This is a genomic window from Streptomyces globisporus C-1027 (assembly GCF_000261345.2).
Taxonomy (GTDB): Bacteria; Actinomycetota; Actinomycetes; order Streptomycetales; family Streptomycetaceae; genus Streptomyces; species Streptomyces pakalii.
Map to the genome: position 1 here is coordinate 1,274,625 of NZ_CP013738.1, position 20,557 is coordinate 1,295,181.

Sequence of the window (20,557 nt, forward strand, 5' to 3'; positions counted from 1 at the left end):
TGGACGACACCCCGTCACGCGCTTTACGGGTCGAGGTCGTCGCCGGCCCGCTCGGCGAAGATCCGCATGGCCTTCGCCGTCACCGGTCCGATCTCCGGCGTCAGCTCCCGGCCGTCGACCCGGTGCACCGCCTGGATGTCGCGGAGGGTCGAGGTCAGGAACACCTCGTCGGCCTCGGCGAGGACGTCCATCGGCAGATCGGTCTCCTCGGCCCCGGTCCACTCCACGGTCAGCGCGCGGGTGATCCCGGCGAGGCAGCCGGAGGCGACCGGCGGGGTGTGGACGCGGCCGCCCAGGACGACGAACACATTGGAACCGGTGCCTTCGCAGAGCCGGTCGGCGGTGTTGGGGAACAGCGCCTCGGAAGCGCCCCTCTCCCGCGCCCGGGCCAGGGCGACGACGTTCTCCGCGTACGAGGTGGTCTTCAGGCCCGTGAGCGCGCCGCGTTCGTTGCGGGTCCAGGGGACGGTGATCACCGCGGTGCTGTCCGGGCGGCGGCTCACCCCGTCGAGGGCGACGACGAGGCTCGTCCCGTGGTCGCCCCGGTCCGAGCCGAGCGGGGACAGCCCGCCGGTGTAGGTGATCCGCAGCCGGCCCAGGGCGACGGGGTTGGCGTCGATGACCGCGGCGACGGCGCGGCGGACCTCGTCGTGGTCCGGGTCGGGCAGTCCCAGGCCCCGGGCGGAGCGGGTGAGGCGGTCGAGGTGCCGGGTCAGCGCGAAGGGGCGCCCCTCGCTCGTACGCACCGTCTCGAAGATGCCGTCGCCCACGGTCAGTCCGTGGTCGAGCACCGAAAGCCGGGCGTCGTCGGCGTCCCGCAGTCCGCCGTTGACCCAGATCCTCATCATGCGTCCCTTCCTGTCTCCTCGAACATCCCCGACGCTACAGCGAGCAGCCGGGAGGACTTGAGTTCGGTCTCGTCCCATTCGCGCTCCGGGTCCGAACCCCAGGTGATCCCCGCGCCGGTCCCGAATCGCAGGAGCGGCGCAGGCCCGGTCCGGTCGATCCAGAACGTCCGTATGCCCACGGCGAGCGATGCGGCGCCCCGGTCGGCGTCGACCCAGCCGATCGCCCCGCAGTACGGCCCTCGCGGCCCCTGTTCCAACTCGGCGATGATCCGCAGCGCGCTGGACTTCGGCGCGCCGGTGACCGAGCCGGGCGGGAAGGCCGCCGCGAACAGCTCCGGCCAGCCCGCCCCGTCGGCCAGCCGGCCCCGGACCGTGGAGACGAGGTGGACGAGGCCCGGGTGCTTCTCCACCACGCAGAGATCGGGCACCGTCACGCTGCCGGTGGCGCAGACACGGCCCAGGTCGTTGCGGACCAGGTCCACGATCATCACGTTCTCGGCGTGGTCCTTCTCCAGGAGATCGTCCTCGGTCCGGCCGGTGCCCTTGATCGGCCCGGACTCCACCGTCCGCCCGTCGCGCCGGAGGAAGAGCTCCGGGGAGGCGGTGGCGATCTCCACACCGTGGCCGGGCAACCGGATCGTTCCCGCGTACGGGGCGGGGTTGCCGCGGGCGAGCAGGGAGGCCAGGGCGTCGACGTCGGCGGCAGCCCCGCCGCCGGGGAGCGGTGCGGACAGCACCCGGCAGAGGTTGGCCTGGTAGACGTCGCCCGCCGCGATGTGTTCACGGATCCGCCGTACGCCCGCCGTGTAGGCGTCACGGTCCAGCGAGGAGGTCCAGTCCCCGGCAGCGGGCCCGCGCCAGGCTCCGGGCACGGGAGGGGGCACCGCTTCCCTGCGTACGTCGGAGAAGCGGGCGCACACGATACGCCCCTCGAAATCGGCTGATACCGCCCAGAAACCGGACGAGTCGAGCGCCGCGGGATCGTGGGTCACATCCTGCAGACCGGAGGCTATGAGGCCGTCGAAACGGGCCAAGGGGGCGAGGTCGGACACGCGAATGAGTCTAGGACGGTGCACGGTGACCTGCGTCGGGGCCAGGACCGGCCCGGGGTCGCCGCAGCACGCTGCACAAACGCGTTTTTGTACTGGCCCAGGAATCCGCTAGAGTTCAACACGTCGCCGGGACGCGCAAGCGGAACGGGAAAGACAAGCGGACGTAGCTCAGTTGGTAGAGCGCAACCTTGCCAAGGTTGAGGTCGCCAGTTCGAACCTGGTCGTCCGCTCGCAGAAGGTGGGGGATTCTTCCCGAGCTCCCGCCCCTGGTGGAGTGGCCGAGAGGCGAGGCAACGGCCTGCAAAGCCGTCTACACGGGTTCAAATCCCGTCTCCACCTCCAAGGACGATTAGCTCAGCGGGAGAGCGCTTCCCTGACACGGAAGAGGTCACTGGTTCAATCCCAGTATCGTCCACTGATCCGCAAGGATCACCGGTCCGTAAGGATCCCCGCGCGATTAGCTCAGCGGGAGAGCGCTTCCCTGACACGGAAGAGGTCACTGGTTCAATCCCAGTATCGCGCACGCAGTACACGGGCAGTAAACGCAGGTTCACCTGCGCGATTAGCTCAGCGGGAGAGCGCTTCCCTGACACGGAAGAGGTCACTGGTTCAATCCCAGTATCGCGCACCAGCAGGAACCCCCGGCCGTCTCCACGGCCGGGGGTTCTTTCGTCGTACGGTCCATCCGCCCTTACCGCCCTGCGTGGCCCGGCGCCCGGGCCACGCAGGGAGCGGCTCGGAACGGTTCAGGACGAGAAGAGCATCCGGCCGAAGCCCTTCTGGCGGTGGTGGCCGTAGTGCCCGCCGTGCTGCGGCGCACCCCAGGCCGGGGCGTGGGCGGCAGGAGGTGCGGCCGGGTAGGCCTGCGGCGGGGCGGGGGGCGCGGGCGGAGCCTGCTGGGCCCATTGGGACTCCAGGCGGGTCAGGGACTCCAGCTCGCCGTAGTCGAGGAATATCCCCCGGCAACCGTTGCACTGCTCGATCTGAACACCGTTGCGGTTGTAGGTGTTCATCTGCGCGTGACACTTCGGACACTGCATCATCGGCTCGGCTCCTCGCCCTCGTTGTGCCGTCGCCGGAATGTCTGCCCGGCCACGGTCCGTTCACCCTACGACGCGGGACCGGCGGCCAACTCGGGCGGCAACGTAGCGATTCGGGCACAGGATTCGATCATCAGCTGCTCATGCTCGTCCGGATCCCGTTGCTCCGCGGCGCACTTGGCGAGGGCGACGGCGGCCGTCTGCACCGTGAGCGCGCGGGCGGGGACGTCCAGTGCGGGCCAGGGGTCGCCGTCGCCGGGAACGGCCGGTCCCCCGGCGGAGCGGTAGGCGTTCAGGAAGGTGGACCAGTCCTCGGGGGCCAGGAGTCCGGCCGCGTACCAGGCGGCGGGCCGGCCGAGGTCCCAGGCGGGATCGCCCACCCCCGCGTCGTCCATGTCGATGAGCAGCCAGGGCCCGTCGGGGGCGGGGTGGCGGACGAGCTGGCCGAGGTGCAGGTCCCCGTGGCACAGGGAGCCGCCCCTCCGTACGGGAGCCGGGACCTCACCCCGCGCCCAGGCGGGCAGGCCCCGCCAGCCGGCCAGCACGGACAGGGCGGCCGGGCCGCGGGGTTCGACGGCCGGGTCACGGGGCAGGGCGGTCGCGTCGGCGGGCAGGGCGGTCGCGTCACCGGTCCCGCAGCGAACAGCGGTCGCGTCGACGTGGAGGGCCGCGCGCATCCGGGCCACGGCCCGGGCCGCCTTGGCCGGACCGCGCATCGGCGGCAGTGGGAACGGGGGCTTCGTCCGGTGGAGGCGGGCGAGCAGGTCGGCGGCCTCGGCCCAGGGGGCGGCCCCGGGGTCGGCGGGGTCCACGGGCGCGCCGAGCGGCCAGAGGGTGACCGGGCGGGCGGTGGGTGCGGGGGGCTCCGGGGCGGTGAGCGGCGGGAGCAGGATGCCGGTCAGCTGCGGGGCGGCGGCCAGGGCGATCCGGGCGGCCAGCGCCTCGCGGTCGGTGTCCGCGGCATGGGCCTTCGCGACGATCGCGCCGCTGCGCACCACCGTGCCGTCGGGCCGGTCCGCGAGGACCTGCGGCGGCTCGCACACGCACGGCGTCCGGGCGGGGTGGGAGAGACGGTGCGCGAGCGTGCCCAGGTCATGGACTACTGAGGTCTGGGTGGTGGTCAACGGCTCCCCCCGGCGGCGGTCGGCCCGGCCGTGGCACCGGGCCCGCCGTGAGCGTAACGCGCGAGACGGTCCCCGCCACGGCGGTGCGCGGGGTCGGCCCGTCGGCCCTTCGGGAAGCGCCTGCCCGGTCAGCCGGGAAGCCCCGGGCCTGGACGGTCAGGGAACGTCCGGGCCCGGTCAACCGGAAGGCACCTCGGCCCGGACAGCCGGGAAGCATCCGGCCCCGGACAGCCGGAGAGCACCTCGGCTCGGACGACCGGAACATCCGGCCCCGGACAGCGCGATGCCCGGTCAGCTCCCCAGCTGACCGGACAAACGCTGCCGTCCGCCGCACCCCCGTCCCCACGGGGCTGTTGGCCGGATGCGTGGGTCCGGACCGCTCTTCCGGACCCCGGGCGCCGCTCAGCGCCCCAGCATCACCGCCACGGACGACGCCTGTGTGACCACCGCTTCCCAGCCGCCGAAGACGACCACCAGCAGGGCCGCCAGGGGAAGGACCATCGCCGTCGCCACCAACGGGTGACGGGTGCCGGACGGACGGGCGCCGAACGAGGCGTACGCCTTGCGTCCCCGCATACGGACCACCGTCCGCGTTGCCGTGTCCGCCATGGTTCCTCTCCTGACCTGATCGGGAAGCGGCAGGCGTGACCTCGGGGGACGAGTGCTTCGCCCGCCGCTTGATCTCAACATTAGGTAAGCGGCGGGCACAGGGCGTCATGCCCGCGTACCGAATGGCGGGCCTCCCGGAGGATGAGTGGTCGTCGATCGGCGTACTCCCCTGGGTGGAGACGGCCCCCCGGAGGTTGGGGTCATCCCGGAGGGGCTCCGGGGCCCGTCGGGTGCACGGCCGGTGCGGCCCGGGGGCTCGGAAGGGCGCCGGCGGGTGACTTGCGCCGGCGGGTGACTTCACTCACGTCCGCCGCTCCCCGGTGGGCGGCCGTCCCGCGCCGGGACCACCGGGACACCTCCGCCCCGTATCCGAAGCCGGTGGTCACGTCCTGGGTGGCGGCCACGCCCCGGCGTTCCCTCGGTGATCCAATCCCCCTGCCCCGGTGGCCGTTTGGGGCGACCGGTCGGCCGACGGGCCCGGATCCCCCGCGCACTGACCTCTCTTCACTTCTCCCGCCCGGCACGGACAATCGAAACCCCGGCGAGGGCGCGGCCTCTGAGCGCGCCGGGCGCGGGGTACGTAAGCTGTGCCTCGTCAGGCGGACCAGGCAGCGGGGATGGGCAGACGATGGCGATGATGCGGCTCCGGCGCGAGGACCCGCGTCTCGTCGGCTCGTTCCGGCTGCACCGGCGGCTCGGCGCGGGCGGCATGGGCGTCGTCTACCTCGGCTCCGACCGGCGCGGCCAGCGGGTCGCCCTCAAGGTGATCCGGCCCGACCTGGCGGAGGATCAGGAGTTCCGTTCGCGGTTCGCGCGCGAGGTGTCCGCCGCGCGGCGGATCCGCGGCGGCTGCACGGCCCGGCTGGTCGCCGCCGATCTGGAGGCGGACCGCCCGTGGTTCGCCACGCAGTACGTGCCCGGCCCCTCGCTGCACGACAAGGTCGCCGAGGAAGGGCCGCTGGCCGCCGCGGAGGTCGCCTCGATCGGGGCGGCGCTCTCCGAGGGCCTGGTGGCGGTGCACGAGGCGGGGGTGGTCCACCGGGACCTGAAGCCGTCGAACATCCTCCTCTCCCCCAAGGGGCCCCGCATCATCGACTTCGGCATCGCCTGGTCGACCGGGGCGAGCACGCTCACCCATGTCGGTACGGCGGTGGGGTCGCCCGGGTTCCTCGCGCCCGAGCAGGTCCGGGGCGCGGCGGTGACGCCCGCGACGGACGTGTTCTCGCTCGGCGCCACCCTGGCGTACGCGGCGATGGCCGACTCCCCGTTCGGGCACGGCAGTTCCGAGGTGATGCTGTACCGCGTGGTGCACGAGGAGGCGCAGCTGCGCGGGGTGCACGACGCGTTGGCCCCGCTGATCAGCGCCTGTCTGGCGAAGGATCCGGAGGAGCGACCGAGCACGCTGCAACTGTCCATGCGGCTCAAGGAGATCGCGGCGCGCGAGGCGCAGGGGCTGCACGAGAGCCGGCCGCCCGTCCAGCGTTCCGCCCCGGACACCGAACGGCCGACGGGGCGGATGGCCGACCCGTACGCCGATGAGCACACCCGTCGTTCGGAGGGCCCGTCCGGCTCCCGCCCCCAGCCGGGCCGACGTGGCGCGCCGGTTCGTTCGGGGCCGCAGCGCACCGGTGGCTCGCGCCCGCAGCAGGCGTCGCGCAACACGACGCGTTCGGGTGGGAAGACGGGGAAGCGGCAAGGGGCTCCGGCCGGGACGAACGGGCGCCCGGGCACGCGTTCCGGGGGCCGCACGACCTCGGCGGGGCGGCGTCCGGCCAATCCGCGGCTGCTGCGTCAGCGGCTGGTGGTGTTCGTCGTGGTGACGTTGCTGGTGGCGCTGGGCATCGCGGCGGCGCAGGGCTGCCAGGGGCCGGCGCGCGGGCTGGGCGGGAGCGAGCGGCCGGGCGACGGGATGTCGCAGGCGCAGGCCGATGGGGCGCCGGGCGGTTCCGGGTCCGGTCTCGGTTCCGCCTCCGGTGCCGCTGCCGGGTCCGCGGTCCCGGAAGCCGCGGCGTCCTGACGCCGACGCCCGGACCGGCCGGGTTCGTCCGCGTTCAGTTCTCCGGGCGTCCCGTGGCCACCGCGTAGAAGGCAACCGCGGCGGCGGCGCCCACGTTCAGTGAGTCGACGCCGTGCGCCATCGGGATGCGGACCCATTCGTCCGCGGCCATCAGGGCCCTCGTGGACAGCCCGTCGCCCTCGGCTCCGAGCATCAGCGCCACCCGTTCCAACCGGTGCGGGGCGGCCTCGTCGATGCTGGTTGCCTTGGCGTCCGGGGTGAGGGCGAGGAGCCGGAAGCCGGCCTCCCGTACCGTTTCCAGCGACTTGGGCCAGGCTTCGAGCCGGGCGTAGGGGACGGAGAAGACGGCGCCCATGGAGACCTTGACGGAGCGCCGGTAGAGCGGGTCGGCGCAGTCCGGGGAGAGCAGGACGGCGTCCATGCCCAGGGCCGCCGCGCTGCGGAAGATGGCGCCGATGTTGGTGTGGTCGTTCACCGACTCCATGACCACCACCCGGCGTGCGGTGGCGAGCAGTTCGTCGGCGGCGGGCAGTGGCTTGCGCTGCATGGAGGCGAGCGCGCCGCGGTGGACGTGGTAGCCGGTGACGCGTTCGGCCAGCTCGGGGGCGACCGCGTACACCGGGGCCGGGACCTCGTCGATGACGTCACGCATCACGTCGACCCACTTGGCCGAGAGCAGCATGGACCGCATCTCGTACCCGGTCTGCCGGGCGCGGCGGATCACCTTCTCGCCCTCGGCGATGAAGAGCCCTTCGGCGGGTTCGCGCCGTCGTCGCAGCTCGACGTCGGTCAGGCCGATGTAGTCGCTCAGCCGCGGGTCGTCGGGGTCGTCGACGGTGATGAGTTCTGCCACAGGGTGATACTGCCTTGTCCGGTGTGCGGTGCCAACGCCCGGGAGGGAGTTGTGTAACCGCGGGTTACGGGGCGGGGGCGGGCTCTTGCCTACTCGGCCGCGTCCTCGGCGGAGGCGGGCGCGGAGTCCGGGCCGACCGCGACGACGTCGCCGATGACGATCACGGCGGGCGGGCGCACGTCCTCGGCGACCGCTCGCTCCCCGACGTCCGCGAGGGTCGCGTCGACCCGGCGCTGGGCGGCGGTGGTGCCCTCCTGGACGAGGGCGACCGGGGTGGCCGGGTCCTTGCCGTGGGCGATCAGGGCGGCGGCGATGGCGCCGATCTTGTCGACGGCCATGAGGAGGACGAGGGTGCCGCGCAGCCGGGCGATCGCCGCCCAGTCGACCAGTGAACGCGGGTCCTCGGGGGCGACATGCCCGCTGACCACGGTGAACTCATGGGCGACGCCCCGGTGGGTGACCGGGATTCCGGCCGCTCCGGGGACGGAGATGGTGCTGGAGATGCCGGGGACGACCGTGCAGGGGATGCCCTCGGCAGCCAGTGCCTGGGTCTCCTCCATGCCGCGGCCGAAGACGAACGGGTCGCCGCCCTTGAGCCGGACCACGGCCTTGCCCGCCTTGGCGTGCTCGATCAGCGCCTGGTTGATCGCCTCCTGGGCCATGAACCGGCCGTACGGGATCTTCGCGGCGTCGATGACCTCGACGTGCGGCGGCAGTTCGTCGAGCAGGTCGCGGGGGCCGAGGCGGTCGGCGATGACCACGTCGGCCTCGGCGAGGAGGCGGCGGCCGCGGACGGTGATCAGGTCCGGGTCGCCGGGGCCGCCGCCGACGAGCGCGACGCCGGGGGCGCGGGTGCGGTGGTGCGGGGCGGCGATGCTGCCGTCGCGCAGACCCTCGACGATGGCGTCGCGGAGGGCGGCCGAGTGCCGGGGGTCGCGGCCCCGGGGGGTGGTGTTGAGGACGGCGACGGTGATGTTCTCGATGCGGCCGGTGGCCGGGGTCCACGCGGTGGCGGCCTCGGCGTCGTCGGACCGGACGCACCAGGTACGGGTGCGCTCGGCCTCGGCGGAGGCGGCGTCGTTGGCCGGGGTGTCGGAGGAGGCGACGAGGGCGTACCAGGTGTCGGCGAGGTCGCCGTCCTGGTAGCGGCGGCGCTCCCAGCGGATCTCCCCGGCGTCTGCCATCGCCTCGACGGAGGGCGTGGCGGAGGGGGAGATCAGGGTGATGACGGCACCGGTGGCGATGAGCTGCGGCAGCCTCCGCTGGGCGACCTGTCCGCCGCCGATGACGACGACGCGGCGGCCGTGCAGGCGCAGGCCTACGGGGTACGCGGGGTGGTCGGCGTGACCTGAGCGGTCGGCGTGGTCTGCGTGCTCGGCCATGGCGGTACGGCTCCTCGTGCGGGTGCTGCGTTGCGTGCCGCTGCGGCGGTGGAGCGGCTGTGACGTGCGGGAAGTGGGGGTGCGGGTGGGAACACGATACGGGGTGGGGGTGGGTGGGGCGCCGGGGCGGGCGGGTGTGGGCGCCTACGGCGGGCCTACGGCGGGCCTGCTCCCCTGCCCCGCCCTTCCCGAAACCGGGGCTCCGCCCCGGACCCCGCTCCTCAAGCGCCGGAGGGGCTGGAATGGGGCCGGGGCGGAGTCGGGTGTTCTACTTCTCCGTCACGCCTGCCGAGTCGAACGTCGCCACCTCGTGCATCGCCCGTGCCGCGCTCTGCACGATCGGCAGTGCCAGCAGCGCGCCGGTGCCCTCGCCCAGGCGGAGGTCGAGGTCGACCAGGGGGCGCAAGCCCAGTTTGTTGAGCGCGGCGACGTGGCCGGGCTCCGCGCTGCGGTGGCCCGCGATGCAGGCGGCCAGTGCCTCGGGGGCGATGGCGCGGGCGACCAGGGCGGCGGCCCCGGCGCTCACGCCGTCCAGGACCACCGGCGTACGCAGGGAGGCTCCGCCGAGGAGGAAGCCCGCCATCGCGGCGTGTTCCAGGCCGCCCACCGCCGCGAGCACGCCGATCGGGTCGGCCGGGTCCGGCTGGTGGAGGTCGAGGGCGCGGCGTACGACGTCGACCTTGCGGGCGTGCATCTCGTCGTTGATGCCGGTCCCCCGGCCGGTCACCTCGGCCGCGTCGATCCCCGTGTAGACGCAGATCAGCGCAGCCGACGCCGTGGTGTTCGCGATGCCCATCTCGCCGGTGAGCAGCGCCTTGTTGCCCGCCGCCACCAGGTCCCTGGCCGTCTCGATGCCGACCTCGATCGCGGCCAGGACCTCTTCGCGGGTGAGCGCGGGGCCCGTCGTGAAGTCCGCCGTACCCGGGCGCACCTTACGGGGCAGCAGACCGGGGGTCGCGGGCAGGTCCGTCGCCACGCCGACGTCCACGACGCAGACCTCCGCGCCGACCTGGGCCGCGAAGGCGTTGCAGACGGCTCCGCCGCCGAGGAAGTTCGCCACCATCTGGGCGGTGACCTCCTGCGGCCAGGCGGTGACCCCCTGGGCGTGCACCCCGTGGTCACCGGCGAAGATCGCGACGGCCGCGGGCTCCGGGATCGGCGGCGGGCACATCCGGGAGAGCCCGGACAGCTGCGCGGAGATGATCTCCAGCATGCCCAGCGCACCGGCGGGCTTCGTCATCCGCTTCTGGCGTTCCCACGCCTCGCCGAGCGCCTTCGCGTCCAGCGGGCGGATCGCGGAGATCGTCTCCTGGAGCAGATCGTGCGGCTCGGCGCCGGGCAGCGCGCGGCGGCCGTACGTCTCCTCGTGGACGACCCAGGACAGCGGGCGGCGCTTCGACCAGCCCGCCTGCATCAGCTCGGGCTCCTCGGGGAACTCGTCGACGTAACCCACGCAGAGGTAGGCCACGACCTCCAGGTGCTCGGGCAGGCCCAGCGCGCGGACCATCTCCCGCTCGTCGAAGAAGCTGACCCAGCCGACGCCGAGGCCCTCGGCGCGGGCCGCCAGCCACAGGTTCTCGACAGCGAGGGCCGAGGAGTAGGGGGCCATCTGCGGCTGGGTGTGCCGGCCCAGGGTGTGGCGGCCGCCGCGGGTCGGGTCGGCGGTCACGACGATGTTGACCGGGGTGTCGAGGATCGCCTCGATCTTCAGTTCCTTGAACTGCTTCGCCCGGCCCTTGGGCAACGACTTGGCGTAGGCGTCGCGCTGGCTCTGGGCGAGTTCGTGCATGGAGCGGCGGGTCTCCGCCGAGCGGATGACGACGAAGTCCCACGGCTGCGAGTGGCCGACGCTCGGCGCGGTGTGCGCCGCCTCCAGCACCCGGAGCAGGACCTCGTGCGGAATCGGGTCGCTGCGGAAGCCGTTGCGGATGTCCCGGCGTTCGCGCATGACCCGCAGCACCGCTTCGCGCTCGGCGTCGTCGTAACCGGGGGCGGGCGGGGTGGCCGGCTGCTCGGCCGCCTCCACGGCCTCCACCCGCTCCGGCAGTTCCTCGGGCTGCGGTGCCTCCGCCTGCTGCGGCTCCGTGGGCTGCGCTTCGGTCGCCGGCGGCTCCGGAAGGAGCTCCGGCGTCTCGATGACCTCGGGGCCGGTGCCGTCCTCGGCGTCGGGCGCGACCACGTGGGCCGCCTCGGGCTCCGTCGCTGCCACTGCGGGCTCGACAGTGGGCTCGGGGGCGGGAACCGGGGCCGCTTCCTGCTGCGGCGCGTTCTCTCCGGCCGTTGCCTCGGCCACGGGCTCGGCGGCCTCGACGGGCTGGTCGACGGGCTCTTCCGCGACGGGCTCCGGCTGCACGGGCTCCAGCTGTACAGGCTCGGGCTGTACGGGCTCGGGGGCGAGCGGCGCGGCCACCTGGTCCTCCGCCGCGGCGGCCGCCGTAACCGCCGCCTCCGGAGTCTCGGCCACTGCTGCGGCCGGGGCCGGTTCGCCGGGCTGCTCCTGCTCGGGCTGCACCACGGGCTCGGGCTGTGCCACCGGCTCGACGACGGGCTGGTCCTGCACGGGAGTCTGGGCCTCCGGGGCGCCGGCTTCCACCGGGACTGCCTCTGCCTCGGGCTCCGGGGCCACGGCAACGACCTGCTGGGCCTCCACCGGCTCCGGCGTCTCCTGCGCGGCCGGTGCGGGTACTTCCGCCGGTTCGGCCGGGGTCTCCGGCTGGGCCTCCACCGGCTCCGGGACGAGGACCGGTCCGGCGGGGGGCATCGCCACCGCGACCGGCTCGGGAACGACCGTTTCTGCCGGGACGGCCTGTGGGGCCGGCTCGGGCTGCACACCGGCAGCGGGCTGCACCGGCTGGTCCAGCTGCTCGACCGGGGCGGCCGGGACCGCCGGGGCGACCGGGGCCACCAGGACGTCCTCGGGGGCGGGCACGGCCGCCTGCTCGGCCGGCTGAACCGGCGGGGCCATCCGGACCGGCTCGGCCGCTGCCTCGGTCTGCTCGGCCTGAACCGGCTCCTCAGCAACCGCCTCGGCCTGCTCGGCCACCGCAGGCTCCGTCACCGGCTGCTCGGCCGTGACCGCCTGCTCCGGCTCCACCGCGACCGGCTCGGCTGCCGGCTGCTCCGCAACCACCGGCTCGGCCACCGGCTCCGCGCCGGGCTGCTCCGGCTGTGCCCCCCACGGGGCGCCGGCCTGCGGCGGGATCTCGCCCAGCTGCGGGCCCGGCAGGGTCGAGGGGTCCTCGGCCGGGATGTCGAAGTACTCGGGGCCGGTCGTCGGCGGGCCCGCGTGGCGGGCGGGGGCGGCGGTCCGGGTGGCCCCGGCGGGGCCCCGGTCGGCCAGGGAGCGGACGACGCCGCCCTGCGTACCGCCGCCGTACGTCGGAGGGTCGGCGGCGGCCGGGCCCCGGTGCAGGGGGCGGCGGGCGGGGGCGGGGGCGTGTGCGCCCACCGGCGCGGGGGCGGGCGCCGGGATGCGTACCCCGTTGAGGTCCACGGAGCCGGAGTCGCGGCCACCGGACTCGTGCGTGCTGTGCGTTTCCACGGCAGGGGCCGCCTGGACCTGCTGCGCGGCAACCTGCGGCTGGGGCTGCACCGGGCCGTGGTCGGCCACCGGCGGCTGCGCTGTCGCGGTCTGCGCGAGGGGCTGGCCCTGCTGCGCGGGGGCGGGGGCGGCCTGCGGGTCGCTCCAGGCGCCCTGGGAGGTCGGCATCAGCAGGAGGTCGTCGTCCTCGGGGGTGTGCTCGGAGGGGTCGAGGAAGGTGTGCGCGTCCGGGGCGGGGATGCCCGGCTGCTCCACCATGCCTGCGTTCTCCGGCAGTCCCTCGCCCGGGATCTGGCCGGTGTCAGTCATGCGTACCCCTCGCCCATCGTCAGTGCTCCTTCGGCCCTTCACCCGGGACGCCGAACCACGGCACGCCGGTGCTCGTCATCAAGAACGAGCGGGCTCGCCGCGCGGCACGAAACGCCCGCGGGCTTCCTATTCTCGCGGCCGATCGCCGCCGCGACAGGCAGTTCTGCCACGGCTCACTGTGGACTGCGCCACGTTGCGCGTCCCCCGGGTTGTGCCGTACCACAGAGCGGACCAAAACAGTCCACTTTTCCGGACATTGACGAACGAAGCGACGAACGCCCGGGCGCGGTACAACAATCGGCCAGCCTACCTCGCGTACCGGGCGTAACGGATCAGGGGGCGAGGTCCGAACGCCCTGCGGAGAGAAGGAACACGACGGACCTCTCCCGCTCGGTCCACACCTCGGTGTCCAGGTCGACGGACTGGAGCAGCGAGCACTCGACGGTGTAGCCGTTGCCGGTGAGGGCCGCGCCGAGCGCCTCGGCCTCGTCCCGGTTGGAGGCGTGCGTGACGATGCGTTCCGGCCGCCGGTCGATGACGGCCCGGGCCACCGGCACTCCCCCGCCGCCGATCCGTACGACGTCGGGTTCGGGCAGCCTTTCCAGGATGTGCGGGGCGCTGCCGCGGACGACCTGGACGGGGACGCCGAAGGCACGGGCGGCGGCCTCCGTGCGGGCGCAGGCGGCCGGGTCGGCGTCCACGGCGAGGACCGCCGCGCCGAAGCGGGCCGCCTCGACGGCGAGGGCGCCGCTGCCGGAGCCGATGTCCCAGAGCAGGTCGCCGGTGCGGGGGCCGAGGCGGGCGAGCTGGGCGGCGCGCAGCCCGGGGAACTCGCCCTCGCCGGACTCCTGCATGCGTTCGGCCCCGGCGGCCCGGTAGGCCTGGGCGGGCAGGGCCCAGCCGCGTATCCCCTGGGGGTAGGCGGGCAGGCGGCCGGCGATCCAGGCGCCGGACGCGGTGGTCTCGGGTCCGCTGCCGATGACGATCACGACGTTGGGGTCGCGCCAGGTGTGGTCGGCGGCCTTGTCGGAGGTGAGGACGGTGACGCGTTCGCGGTCGCTGCCCAGCTCCTCGCAGATGACGAAGGTGCGGTGGACGCCGTCGAGGAGAAGGGCCAGTTCGGCGGGGCCCGCACCCGGTGAGGTGAGGACGGCGACCTTGTGGTGGGCCCGGCACACGTTGACCGCGCGGCGCAGGGTGCGGGGGTGGGCGACGACGATCTGGGCGTCGTCCCAGGGCATGCCGGCCCGGGCGAAGGCGGTGGCCACGGAGGAGACGGCGGGGACGACCTCGACCTCCAGGCCGTGTTCGCGGGCGCGCAGGGTGCGGACGACGCCGAAGAAGCCGGGGTCGCCGTCGGCGAGGACCACGGCGCTGCCGCGGTGTCCGGCGATCCTGCGGGCGGCGAGGTCGACGCTGCCGAGGCGGATGCGTTCGGCGTTCGGGGGCACTTCCGGCAGGGCGAGGTGGTGTGCGGCGCCGGCGACGAGCGTGGCGGCCGAGAGCGCGGCCGTGGCCGCTCCGGGCAGTGGCGAGCCGTCCCAGCCGATCACCGTGACCCGGTCGGCCATCGTCGTCTGTCTCCTGGGGTGTCGGAGGGGTATGGCGTTCACCCGTGCGGTGCGGGGCGTTTGCCTCGCGGAGCCGGGCAGGGGTGAGAGTACCTGGTCCGGGCCAAGGGCCCGCGGGTGGCCCACGACAGGCCTTCGGGCTCTACTTCCAGTCGTTGTACGTGCCGTAGCCGCCGGCGTCCGCGAGCTGTTCGGCCACCCCTTCGAGGTCCTCGGGGAGGAGCCCCCAGACGATCAGGTCGGTCCGGATGTCGGTCCAGCCGCCGTCGGTGCCGTTCTCGGTCCGGGTGCGGGCGATACGGGCGTTGCGCAGGACGCCCTCGCTGATGCAGCCGAGCTTCTGGGCGACCTGCTGGGAGGCGGTGTTGTCGGCGGGGGTGCGCAGCTCGATGCGTTCGAAGCCCTGGTCGCGGAAGAGCCATTCGGCTATGGCGAGCACGGACTCGGTGGCGTACCCCTCGCCACGGGCCCAGGGGGCGGTGATGTAGCGGACCTCCGTGGAGCGGGTGCGCCAGTCGGTGTTCAGGAGGCGGACGCTGCCGACGAGCCGCTGGGTGAGGAACTCGGTGACGGCGAGGGCGATGCCCTGGCCGCCGGTCCGTTCGGCAGGAGCGATCCTGCGGACCCAGCGTTCGGCGTCGACCTGGGCGTAGGGGTTCGGTCCGTCCATCCACGCGACGACCGCCTCGTCGTTCATCATCTCGATGTACGCGGGGATGTCGGCCATCTCGAAGGGGCGCATCACCAACCTGTCCGTGCTGATGGAGATGGACGGAAAGGTGGTAGTCATGCGCAGCTCCATGCCGAGGACCGGGTAAAAGCACAGCATGCAGCATCGGGTCCGCCTTGTGCATGGGCGGGTCGGCACGACGGAGCCCCGCGCCTCCGGCAGGGAGATGCGGGGCTCCGTCGGCAAGTGCCGGGCAGGGGTCAGGACTTGGCGGGGGCGCCGAAGGCCGGGACGATCGAGCCCTGGTAGGTGTCCTCGATGAACTTCTTGACCTCGTCGGAGTTGAGGAGCTTCGCGAGCTTCTCGACGCGCGGGTCCTTCTCGTTGCCGTCCTTGACGGCCAGGAAGTTGGCGTACGGGTTGCCCTCCGCCTTCTCCAGGGCGATGGAGTCCTTGCCGGGCTTGAGCTTGGCCTCGATGGCGTAGTTGCCGTTGATGACGGCGGCGTCCACGTCGTTCAGGGCGCGGGGCACGGTGGCGGCCTCCAGCTCCTTGAACTCCAGGCCCTTCTTGTCGGTGATGTCGCTCAGCTTGGCGCTGGTGCCGACGCCGTCCTTGAGGGTGATGAGGCCGTTCTCGGCGAGCAGCTGGAGGGCGCGGCCGCCGTTGGTGGTGTCGTTGGGGACGGCTATGGTCTGGCCGGCCTTGATGTCCTTGAGGTCCTTGACCTTGTCGGAGTAGAGGCCGAGCGGCTCCAGGTGGACGTTGACCACCGGCACGATGGTGGTCTTCTGCTTGGCGTTGAAGTCGTCCAGGTAGGGCTTGTGCTGGAAGAAGTTGGCGTCGACCTGGCCGTTCTGGGTGGCGGTGTTCGGCAGGACGTAGTCCGTGAACTCCTTGACCTCCAGCTTGAGGCCGTCCTTGTCCGCCAGGTTCTTCTTGACGAAGTTCAGGATGTCGGCGTGCGGCGTCGGGGACGCGGCGACGACGAGGGCCTTGGAGGTGTCGGCGTTCGCGCCGGTCTCGCTCTTGGACGCCGGGTCGGAGGACGTACCGCAGGCGCTGAGGCCGAAGGCGAGGGCGGCGGTGGCGGCGGCAGCCGCGGTGATCTTGATGTTCTTGCGCACGAAAAGTGCCTCTTTCTTGTGGTGGTGCGCCCGGACAAGGAGTTCGGGCTCGGTGGGGACGGAAAGTCTTGGGGGCCGGGCCTCAGGAGACGGTGCGGCCGCGACGGGCCAGCAGCCGGACGGTGAGGTCGCCGATCAGCTGGATCACGGTGACGATGACGATCAGCAGCGCGACGGTGATCAGCATGAACTGGTTGTCGAAGCGCTGGAATCCGTAGGTGACGGCCTTGGAGCCGAGCCCTTCGCCGCCGACCGCACCGGCCATCGCGGAGTAGCCGATGAGCACGATGAGGGTGGTGGTCACGCCCGAGACGAGCGAGGGCAGGGCCTGCGGGAGGAGCACCTTGCGGACGATCGTGGGGATGGAACCGCCCATCGACTGGACCGCCTCGACGAGCCCGTGGTCGACCTCGCGGATCGCCGTCTCGACGAGCCGGGCGAAGAACGGGATGGCGCCGACGGCGAGCGGCACGATCATCGCGGTGGGGCCGATGAAGGTGCCGACGACCCAGGTGGTGAAGGGGATCAGGGCGATCAGCAGGATGATGAAGGGCAGCGAGCGGCCGATGTTCACGATCACGCCGATGACCTTGTTGACCACCGTGTTCTGGAGCAGTCCGCCCTTGTCGGTGAGGACCAGCAGAACACCGAGCGGCAGTCCGCCGACGACGGTGACCAGGGCGGACCACAGCACCATGTAGAGGGTGTCGTAGGTGCCCTGGGTCAGCAGGGGCTGCATTTCGGACCAGGTCACTTGACGGCCTCCTTGGTGATCGCGGCGGGCGTCTGCTCCGGTACGGCGGGGGCTGCGGCGGTCGCGGCGCTCTCGCCGTCGACGACCTCGGCCTGGAGGCCCTGCTCGCGCAGGAAGCCGATGGGGACGACGTTCTCCTCGAACCGGCCGGGCAGCTCGATGCGCATCCGGCCGATCTGCTTGCCGCCGACGGTGTCCATCGCGGCGCCGAGGATCGAGATGTCGATGTTGTACGTCCGCGAGAGCTGGGAGATCACCGGCTGGGAGGCCGACTCCCCCTGGAAGGTGACGTCGACGACCGTGCGGTCCGGGCCGGAGGCGGTGCCGCCGACCGGGAACAGCTCCTGGGCCAGTTCGGAGCCGGGGGTGGCGAGGAGTTCGCCGACGGTCCCGGACTCGACGATCCGGCCGCGCTGCATGAGCGCCGCGGAGTCGCAGATGGTCTTGACGACGTCCATCTCGTGGGTGATGAGCAGGACGGTGAGGCCGAGCTGCTGGTTGAGGTCGCGCAGCAGCTGGAGGATGGAGCGGGTGGTCTCGGGGTCGAGCGCGGAGGTCGCCTCGTCGGAGAGCAGCACCTGGGGGTCGCCCGCGAGGGCGCGGGCTATGCCCACGCGCTGCTTCTGGCCGCCGGAGAGCTGTCCGGGGTAGGACTTCGCCTTGTCGGCGAGCCCGACCAGGTCGAGCAGCTCCTTGGCCTTGCGGGTGCGCGCCTGGCCGGAGACGCCGAGGATCTCCAGCGGCAGTTCGATGTTGTCCAGGACGGTGCGGGAGCCCAGCAGGTTGAAGTGCTGGAAGACCATGCCGATGCGGGTGCGCGCCCGGCGCAGCTCGGCGCTCGCCCGCCGGCCGCGGCCGGCGAGGGCGGTGAGGTCCTGGCCGGCCACCGTCACGGTGCCGGAGGTGGGGCGTTCCAGGAGGTTGACGCAGCGGATGAGGGAGGACTTGCCGGCGCCGCTCTGTCCGATGACGCCGTACACCTCGCCTTCGCGGACGTGCAGGTCGACGCCGTCGAGTGCGGTGACCTCACGGTCGCGCGACTGGTAGACCTTCGTGAGGCCCGTCGTGGTGATCACAGGGGGTTTCCGTCACTGTCGAGTGCGCGGCGCGGTGTCCGCCGGGCACGGGGCATTCGTCGAGGAGACTGTTCGGGCTGGTGGGCCGGGGTACGTCTCGGCATGGCTTCGGGCGGCGATCGGCCGGGGGTCAGCGCATGCGCGGGCGGGCTCGCTCCAGGGACTGCGAACGGCACAGGCTCGGGTCTCGCTTCGGGGCGCGAGGCTCAGCGGGGGCCCTCAGAAGGCGCGCATTCGACACATACAACGAGCACCGGGCGTGCTGATCGCCTCGGTCGCAAGGGTGCGGCTGCTCGTCGTGGTCATGGGCCCAAGTAAAACAGACGTGAGGTCGCCGCGATCCCGGCTGTCCGCATAGCGGACAGTGCTGGATGGCTGGACGCTTGCCTTCCGGTTAGACCGCCCGGCCCTGTGAATACGGCTTTGACCTGGGACGACGGGCATGATGCGGGAGTGTGTCCGATGGCGCCCGGCCCCTCGGGGAGCGGAACCTTGACCGCCGGTTGTGTTCAAGGCCACCCTCGCGCGGGCGGGGTGACAGCCGCCCGTGCGGCGGGCGGGGCCGCACGCGGGCGGGCGTTCCGTCCGTAATACCCTCGACTCATGCTTGACGCCCTGACGGTCGCGGTCGCCGTGACCGCGCTCGCCCTCGCCGCCTGGTGCGGACACGCCGCCTACCGGGACCAGCCGACGAAGGACTGGCATTTCATCGGGATGGCGGTCGTCTCCGTGCTGGCGCTGGCCCAGTTGGTGGTGGGCGTCGTGCAGCTGGCGCGCGGGGAGCGGCCGGAGCAGGGCATGGCGGTGTTCATCGCCTATCTGATCGGTTCATTCGCGGCGGTGCCCGCGGCCGGCTTCCTGTCGCTGACCGAGCGGACCCGCTGGGGCTCGGTCACGGTGGCGGCGGGCGCGGTCGTGCTGGCGGTTCTGGAGGTCCGGCTCTATGACATCTGGGGAAACTGACGTGAGCGACACCGACCGCCCCGAGGTGGCCACGGCCCCGAAGCCGGCCTTCGAACTGGGCACGGGACCGGGCAGGGTCCTGGTCTGGTTCTACGGAGTGTTCACGGTCGCGGCGGCCTCACGCTCGATCGTCCAGATGATCATGGACTTCGACCGGGCGCCGCTGGCGTACGTGCTCTCGGCCGTCGCTGCCGTGGTGTACGGCTTCATCACCTACTCACTGGTGCGCGGCGGGGAGAAAGCCCGCAGGGCGGCGCTGGTGTGCTGCGCGGCGGAGCTGCTGGGCGTGCTGGTCGTCGGCGCGTGGACGCTGGCCGAGCCGGCCGCGTTCCCGGACGCGACGGTGTGGTCGGACTTCGGGATGGGCTACCTCTTCATCCCGGTGATCCTGCCGGTCACCGGGATGATCTGGCTGCGCCGCGCGAAGACGGTGGCGGTCTGAGCCCGGGGCTCCACCCGGACCGTTCCGCCGGGCCTCGCGCGGCGTCCGGTCAGGCGCTGGCCACGAAGTCCCGGTCGGCGGCGTCCTTCTCCAGCAGGATCAGCTGTACGCCGTCGGCTCCGGTGACGGCGCCCACCTGCGCGTATCCGGCCTTCCGGTAGAGCCGCAGATTGCTCTCGCTGCGGTGGCCGCTGTGCAGCCGGTAGCGGGTCGCCGCCCGCTCGGCGGTCAGTGCCGATTCGGCGGCCAGCAGCAGCCGGGCACCGAGGCCGTGGCCCTGGAGCCGGGGATGGACGCAGAGCTTCCCGATCAGGCCCGTGCCGTCGGGGTCGGTGAATCCTCGGACCGAGCCGACGACTTCATCCCCGAGCCGGGCCACGAACACCAGGTCGTCGGCGACTTCGGCGCGCAGTGAGTCGAGGGTCTGGACGAGCGGGTCGATCCGGTAGTTGTCGTACAGCTCCGCCTCGCGCTGGAAGCAGAGGTACTGAAGTCTGAAGATCTGCTCGACGTCCTGTGCCGTCGCCGCCGAGATGGTCACGCTCATGCCCATGTGTGCACGCCTCCCGCTCACCTGTCCGCCGGTTGCCTACCGCTCCCTATCCCCGCACGGATGGGGCGACAACCTCCGCAGCCAGCATTCTGCGCAGACATCCAAGGCAACGGGAACGGATCGGACCCAAACTCCCCTGTGACATACCCAACTCCCCTGCGATTTCCCGGTAGGTCGGGTCGCCGGGGTCGAGTAACGCCTCCAGCAGCCGGGGGCAGCGTCCGGGCAGCCGGGCCATCGCGGAGCGCAGCGCCCGGCGTTCGGCGGCCCCGAGCGCGGCGCGTTCCGGGCAGTCGGCCGCCCCGGCGACGGGTTCCGTTCCGGCGTACGGGCGTTCCCGCCGGACCGTGCGCCGGCCGCGGCGGGCCTCGGCCCGTACGGTGTCGCGGACCCAGCGAGCGGCGTCGGCGGGCGCTCCTGCGGCGGCCGGGCGCTCCAGCAGCCGCACCCAGACGCTCTGTTCGAGGTCGGCGGGTTCGACTCCGGCGGCCGGGGCCTCGGCCCTCGCCTCCGCGCGCACCAGGGGTTGCAGGGCGCGGACGACGAGGGCGGTGGAGGAGTCAGGGTCGAGGTCATGATCGAGAAGCGTCATGCCCCGGCGGACGTGCCGGTGGGGGCGGCCGGTT

The 20,557-nt window shown here is 72.9% G+C and carries 18 protein-coding genes and 5 tRNA genes; 8 read left to right on the forward strand and 15 right to left on the reverse strand.

The features are described from left to right. Positions 1-23: 23 nt before the first annotated feature. Positions 24-845, reverse strand: coding sequence for an aminotransferase class IV (locus tag WQO_RS05450; RefSeq protein WP_010057255.1), 822 nt, complete (start codon positions 843-845; stop codon positions 24-26). Next, positions 845-1,900: a chorismate-binding protein gene (locus tag WQO_RS05455; RefSeq protein WP_010057254.1), complete on the reverse strand. Its 1,056-nt coding sequence runs from the start codon at positions 1,898-1,900 to the stop codon at positions 845-847. The genes WQO_RS05450 and WQO_RS05455 overlap by 1 nt, the downstream gene beginning before the upstream one ends. Positions 1,901-2,057: 157 nt before the next feature. On the opposite strand from WQO_RS05455, the gene WQO_RS05460 reads away from it, so the two are divergent. The 5 genes from WQO_RS05460 (at position 2,058) to WQO_RS05480 (ending at position 2,531) form a co-directional block, all read left to right on the forward strand. Then, positions 2,058-2,130: transfer RNA gene (locus tag WQO_RS05460), tRNA-Gly, on the forward strand. 38 nt (positions 2,131-2,168) lie between these two features. Further along, a tRNA-Cys gene (locus WQO_RS05465) sits at positions 2,169-2,242 on the forward strand. Position 2,243: 1 nt separating this feature from the next. After that, a tRNA-Val gene (locus tag WQO_RS05470) sits at positions 2,244-2,315 on the forward strand. A gap of 36 nt (positions 2,316-2,351) precedes the next feature. Then, positions 2,352-2,423 (forward strand) — tRNA-Val (locus WQO_RS05475). A 33-nt stretch (positions 2,424-2,456) separates the two neighbouring features. After that, a tRNA-Val gene (locus WQO_RS05480) sits at positions 2,457-2,531 on the forward strand. A gap of 115 nt (positions 2,532-2,646) precedes the next feature. Here the strand turns inward: WQO_RS05480 and WQO_RS05485 are convergent. The 3 genes from WQO_RS05485 to WQO_RS05495 form a co-directional block, all read right to left on the reverse strand. Next, complete coding sequence (locus WQO_RS05485) at positions 2,647-2,943, reverse strand: TFIIB-type zinc ribbon-containing protein (protein ID WP_010057253.1); 297 nt, start codon at positions 2,941-2,943, stop codon at positions 2,647-2,649. 65 nt (positions 2,944-3,008) lie between these two features. After that, entirely contained in the window at positions 3,009-4,064 is a 1,056-nt protein-coding gene (locus WQO_RS05490) for a phosphotransferase (RefSeq protein ID WP_029181982.1), read from the reverse strand. Between the two features lie 402 nt (positions 4,065-4,466). Beyond that, entirely contained in the window at positions 4,467-4,673 is a 207-nt protein-coding gene (locus WQO_RS05495; RefSeq protein ID WP_010057250.1) for a hypothetical protein, read from the reverse strand. Between the two features lie 628 nt (positions 4,674-5,301). On the opposite strand from WQO_RS05495, the gene WQO_RS05500 reads away from it, so the two are divergent. Then, positions 5,302-6,690 (forward strand): serine/threonine protein kinase, encoded by a 1,389-nt coding sequence (locus WQO_RS05500; protein ID WP_010057249.1) that lies wholly within the window; start codon positions 5,302-5,304, stop codon positions 6,688-6,690. Positions 6,691-6,724: 34 nt separating this feature from the next. Here the strand turns inward: WQO_RS05500 and WQO_RS05505 are convergent, their stop codons facing one another. The 8 genes from WQO_RS05505 to WQO_RS05540 form a co-directional block, all read right to left on the reverse strand. Further along, on the reverse strand, positions 6,725-7,543 hold the full coding sequence (locus WQO_RS05505; protein ID WP_010057248.1) for a TrmH family RNA methyltransferase: 819 nt from the start codon (positions 7,541-7,543) through the stop codon (positions 6,725-6,727). An 89-nt stretch (positions 7,544-7,632) separates the two neighbouring features. Then, a complete protein-coding gene (gene cobA / locus WQO_RS05510; RefSeq protein ID WP_010057247.1) occupies positions 7,633-8,925 on the reverse strand; it encodes a uroporphyrinogen-III C-methyltransferase in 1,293 nt (430 codons plus the stop codon). A 268-nt stretch (positions 8,926-9,193) separates the two neighbouring features. Continuing rightward, the gene (gene cobT, locus WQO_RS05515) at positions 9,194-12,775 is read right to left on the reverse strand and encodes a nicotinate-nucleotide--dimethylbenzimidazole phosphoribosyltransferase (RefSeq protein ID WP_058953883.1); all 3,582 of its coding nucleotides are present in this window, start codon (positions 12,773-12,775) and stop codon (positions 9,194-9,196) included. A 332-nt stretch (positions 12,776-13,107) separates the two neighbouring features. Next, positions 13,108-14,346 carry a precorrin-6y C5,15-methyltransferase (decarboxylating) subunit CbiE gene (gene cbiE / locus WQO_RS05520; protein WP_010057242.1) on the reverse strand — a complete coding sequence of 413 codons (1,239 nt, stop codon included), beginning with the start codon at positions 14,344-14,346 and terminating at the stop codon, positions 13,108-13,110. Between the two features lie 142 nt (positions 14,347-14,488). Beyond that, on the reverse strand, positions 14,489-15,175 hold the full coding sequence (locus tag WQO_RS05525) for a GNAT family N-acetyltransferase (RefSeq protein ID WP_010057241.1): 687 nt from the start codon (positions 15,173-15,175) through the stop codon (positions 14,489-14,491). Positions 15,176-15,276: 101 nt separating this feature from the next. Then, positions 15,277-16,143: a MetQ/NlpA family ABC transporter substrate-binding protein gene (locus WQO_RS05530; protein WP_010057240.1), complete on the reverse strand. Its 867-nt coding sequence runs from the start codon at positions 16,141-16,143 to the stop codon at positions 15,277-15,279. Between the two features lie 82 nt (positions 16,144-16,225). After that, positions 16,226-16,897, reverse strand: a complete 672-nt coding sequence (locus WQO_RS05535) for a methionine ABC transporter permease (RefSeq protein ID WP_010057239.1) — start codon at positions 16,895-16,897, stop codon at positions 16,226-16,228. Then, on the reverse strand, positions 16,894-17,973 hold the full coding sequence (locus WQO_RS05540) for a methionine ABC transporter ATP-binding protein (RefSeq protein WP_010057238.1): 1,080 nt from the start codon (positions 17,971-17,973) through the stop codon (positions 16,894-16,896). The genes WQO_RS05535 and WQO_RS05540 overlap by 4 nt, the downstream gene beginning before the upstream one ends. Positions 17,974-18,576: 603 nt before the next feature. Between WQO_RS05540 and WQO_RS05545 the strand changes: the two genes are divergently transcribed. Both WQO_RS05545 and WQO_RS05550 read left to right on the forward strand, forming a co-directional pair. Further along, positions 18,577-18,936: a hypothetical protein gene (locus tag WQO_RS05545; protein ID WP_003970287.1), complete on the forward strand. Its 360-nt coding sequence runs from the start codon at positions 18,577-18,579 to the stop codon at positions 18,934-18,936. A gap of 1 nt (position 18,937) precedes the next feature. Then, positions 18,938-19,378 (forward strand): hypothetical protein, encoded by a 441-nt coding sequence (locus WQO_RS05550; RefSeq protein WP_010057237.1) that lies wholly within the window; start codon positions 18,938-18,940, stop codon positions 19,376-19,378. Between the two features lie 49 nt (positions 19,379-19,427). Here WQO_RS05550 and WQO_RS05555 read toward each other — a convergent pair whose 3' ends face one another. Beyond that, the gene (locus WQO_RS05555) at positions 19,428-19,931 is read right to left on the reverse strand and encodes a GNAT family N-acetyltransferase (protein ID WP_010057236.1); all 504 of its coding nucleotides are present in this window, start codon (positions 19,929-19,931) and stop codon (positions 19,428-19,430) included. 46 nt (positions 19,932-19,977) lie between these two features. After that, positions 19,978-20,523: a sigma-70 family RNA polymerase sigma factor gene (locus WQO_RS05560; RefSeq protein ID WP_010057235.1), complete on the reverse strand. Its 546-nt coding sequence runs from the start codon at positions 20,521-20,523 to the stop codon at positions 19,978-19,980. Between the last annotated feature and the right edge of the window lie 34 nt (positions 20,524-20,557).